At 67.3% G+C, this 3,359-nt stretch carries 4 protein-coding genes; all 4 read left to right on the top strand.

What is annotated here, in order from left to right; all coding sequences use genetic code 11:
• Positions 1–484 (top strand): ribosome recycling factor (frr, locus tag AC1DU6_RS24465; RefSeq protein ID WP_477860242.1); only part of this gene is annotated, 484 nt, incomplete at its 5' end.
• Positions 485–495: 11 nt separating this feature from the next.
• Entirely contained in the window at positions 496–1,209 is a 714-nt protein-coding gene (gene uppS / locus AC1DU6_RS24460) for a polyprenyl diphosphate synthase (protein WP_477860244.1), read from the top strand.
• Between the two features lie 106 nt (positions 1,210–1,315).
• On the top strand, positions 1,316–2,152 hold the full coding sequence (locus AC1DU6_RS24455; protein ID WP_477860241.1) for a phosphatidate cytidylyltransferase: 837 nt from the start codon (positions 1,316–1,318) through the stop codon (positions 2,150–2,152).
• The gene (ispC, locus tag AC1DU6_RS24450) at positions 2,149–3,318 is read left to right on the top strand and encodes a 1-deoxy-D-xylulose-5-phosphate reductoisomerase (protein ID WP_477860240.1); all 1,170 of its coding nucleotides are present in this window, start codon (positions 2,149–2,151) and stop codon (positions 3,316–3,318) included. The genes AC1DU6_RS24455 and ispC overlap by 4 nt, the downstream gene beginning before the upstream one ends.
• The last annotated feature ends 41 nt before the right edge of the window (positions 3,319–3,359 follow it).

The following is a 3,359-nucleotide window of genomic DNA, read 5'->3' as shown; positions in this document are numbered from 1 at the left end:
CAAGATCCGCACTGGCCGTGCCCACCCCGGCATCCTCGACCAGGTCAGCGTCGACTACTACGGCGCCATGGTGCCGATCTCGCAGGTGGCCAACGTGACGTTGCTGGACGCGCGCACCATTTCCGTCCAGCCCTGGGAAAAGGGCATGGGCGCCAAGATCGAGAAGGCCATCCGCGAGAGCGATCTGGGCCTGAACCCGGCGTCCCAGGGCGACCTGATCCGCGTGCCGATGCCGCCGCTGACCGAAGAGCGCCGCCGTGACCTGACCAAGGTCGTGCGCAACGCCGGCGAGGACGCCAAGGTGGCCGTTCGCAACCTGCGCCGTGACGCCAACGAGCATGCCAAGAAGATGCTCAAGGACAAGGAAATCGGCGAGGACGATGAGCGTCGCAGCCTCGATGAAGTGCAAAAGCTCACCGACCGGGTGATCTCGGAGATCGACAAGCTGATCTCGGGCAAGGAAGCCGAGATCCTGGCGGTTTGAGCGCCGTGCTCATGGCGCAAGACCGCCCGGCGCCACCGCGCCATGTGGCCATCGTCATGGATGGCAATGGCCGCTGGGCCAAGAAGCGCTTCCTGCCGCGCTTCTTCGGCCACAAAGCCGGCGTGGACAGCCTCGTCAAGGTCGTCCAGGCCTGCATCGACCGCGATATCGAATACGTCACCGTCTTCGCCTTCTCCAGCGAGAACTGGAAGCGTCCGAGCGACGAGGTCTCGGGCCTGATGGGCCTGGTGCTGGCTGCGGTGAGCCGCTACCTGGCCAAGATGGGCGCGATGGGCGTGCGCATCCGCATCGTCGGCGACCGCGACGCGGTGTCCGACAAGCTGCGCAACGCCTGGAACGAGGCCGAGACCAGCACCCTGCACAACACCAAGCTGACGCTCAATGTCGCCTTCAATTACGGCGGCCGCTGGGACATCGTGCAGGCCTGCAAGGCCGCGATCAAGGCGGGTGTGCAGCCTGACGAGCTGACCGAAGCCAAGCTGTCGGAGTTCATGGCCATGAGCTATGCGCCCGACCCCGACCTCTTCATCCGCACCGGCGGTGAGGTGCGCATCAGCAACTTCCTGCTCTGGCAGGCGGCGTATACCGAATTCGTGTTCTCGGACTGCCTGTGGCCCGAGTTCGGCGAGCGTGAGCTGGACGCGGCCATTGCGGCCTTCCACGAACGCGATCGCCGCTTYGGCGGTGTCAAAGAGGTGGTATGAGCCCACCCCGTACCGGCTTCGCCGGCCCCCTCAAGGGGGCACTGCCAGTGGCCCAGCAAAGCCGGATCCACGGCAGTCGCCTCGGCAATGCCTTGAAGGAGGCGTAATGCTTAAGACCCGCGTCATCACCGCCGTCGTGCTGCTGGCCGTCCTGCTGCCGGTGCTCTTCCAGGCTTCGCCCTGGCCCTTTGCCTGGGTCACGGTCGTCATGATGGGCGCGGCCGGCTGGGAATGGACGCGGCTCAACGGCCTGCCCGGCACCGGTGCGATCGCCGGCGGTGTGGCGCTGGCGCTGGCCTGCGTATGGACGCTGCTGCTCGGTGGCCTGAACGCGCCGCCGGCCTGGATCTGGTCGCTGGCCAGCCTCCTGTGGGTGCTGGGCGGCGCCTATGCCTTGCGCGCCGGCCCGAGCGGCTGGCCGCGCATCGCGCGCGGCGCGCGGCTGGCCCTGGGCGCCGTGCTGCTGTGGGGTGCCTGGCTGGCCATCGTGCAGGCCAAGGTGCATGGCGTCAATTTCATCCTGTCGGTGTTCTGCCTCGTCTGGATGGCCGACATCGCCGCCTATTTCGGTGGCCGCACCTTCGGCAAGCGCAAGCTGGCGCCCAGCATCAGCCCGGGCAAGAGCTGGGAGGGCGTCTGGAGTGGCCTGGCCGGCGTCATCCTGCTCGGCTTCGTCTGGGTGCATGTCATCGACGTGAAACTGGCCGTGGATTCGCCCAGTCTCTACACGCTGCTGGTCCAGCGCCATGGCTGGGTGTCGTTGCTGGCTCTGGTCTTCCTCGGCGCGATGAGTGTCGTCGGCGATCTGTTCGAATCCCTCGTCAAGCGCGCCACCGGCGCCAAGGACAGCAGCAATCTGCTGCCGGGCCATGGCGGGGTGCTGGACCGCATCGACGCGCTGCTTCCAGTCTTCCCTCTCGCGCTTGCCTTGATCAGCTTATGAACCGTCGCCAACGCGTCTGCGTCCTCGGCTCGACCGGCTCCATCGGCGTCAACACGCTGGATGTCCTCTCACGCCACCCAGAGCGCTATGAAGTCGTTGCGTTGAGCGCGATGAGCCGAGTTGACGAGTTGCTCGCCCAATGCCTGGTGTGGAAGCCGCGTTTCGCCGTCATGCCCGAGCGGGACGCTGCTGGCCGCCTGCGCGAGCGCCTGCGTGAAGCCGGCAGCCGTACCGAGGTGCTGGACGGCGCTCAGGCGCTGGCCGACATTGCCGCCCATCCCGAAGTTGATACCGTCATGGCTGCCATCGTCGGCGCCGCCGGCCTCGCGCCGGCCCTCGCCGCGGCGCGCGCCGGCAAGCGCCTGCTGCTGGCCAACAAGGAGGCCATCGTCGTCGGCGGGGCCCTCTTCATGCAGGCGGTGGAAGAGGGCGGAGCCACGCTGCTGCCCATCGACAGCGAGCACTCGGCCATCTTCCAGTGCCTGCCCGAGGACCGCGCAGCCTGGCATGAACGCATCGACCACATCGTGTTGACAGCCTCCGGCGGCCCCTTCCGCAGCCGCGACCCGAAGACGTTGGCCGATGTGACGCCGGCTCAGGCCTGCGCCCATCCCAACTGGGTCATGGGCCGCAAGATCTCGGTCGACTCGGCGACGATGATGAACAAGGCGCTGGAGGTCATCGAGGCGCGCTGGCTGTTCAACCTCACGCCCGAACAGATCAAAGTGCTGATTCACCCGCAGAGCATCATCCATTCGATGGTGGTCTGCCGGGACCAGTCGGTGCTGGCCCAGCTCGGCACGCCCGACATGCGCGTGCCCATCGCCTACGGCCTGTCCTTCCCCGAGCGCATCACGTCTGGTGCCAGCCGCCTGGACTTGCTGACGACGCCCAACCTCACCTTCGAGGAGGCCGACGCCGTGCGCTTCCCCGGCTTGCACCTGTCCTGGCAGGCCCTGCGCGCGCCGGAAGGCAGCACCACGGTGCTGAATGCGGCCAATGAAGTGGCGGTGGATGCCTTCCTGAGCGGCCTCCTGCGCTTTGACCGGATCCACGCGATCAACTCGCAGTGTCTGGCCGACATCCAGCCGGGCGATTGCGCCAGCATCGAGGCGCTGCTGGCGCTGGACGCCCGCACCCGCGAGCACGCCAGGAGCCTGCTGTGACGATGACGCTGGGCATCCTGCTGGCGCTGGCGGTGCTGATC

The sequence above is a fragment of the Roseateles sp. P5_B10 genome, from assembly GCF_056400485.1.
The sequence above is the reverse complement of the archived record's forward strand: the minus strand, read 5'-3'. Positions and strand labels throughout refer to the sequence as shown.

Coding starts and splice junctions, on each gene's coding strand:
- AC1DU6_RS24455 (WP_477860241.1), top strand. CDS start 1,316: ATGCTTAAGACCCGCGTCATCACCGCCGTCGTGCTGCTGGCCGTCCTG.
- ispC (WP_477860240.1), top strand. CDS start 2,149: ATGAACCGTCGCCAACGCGTCTGCGTCCTCGGCTCGACCGGCTCCATC.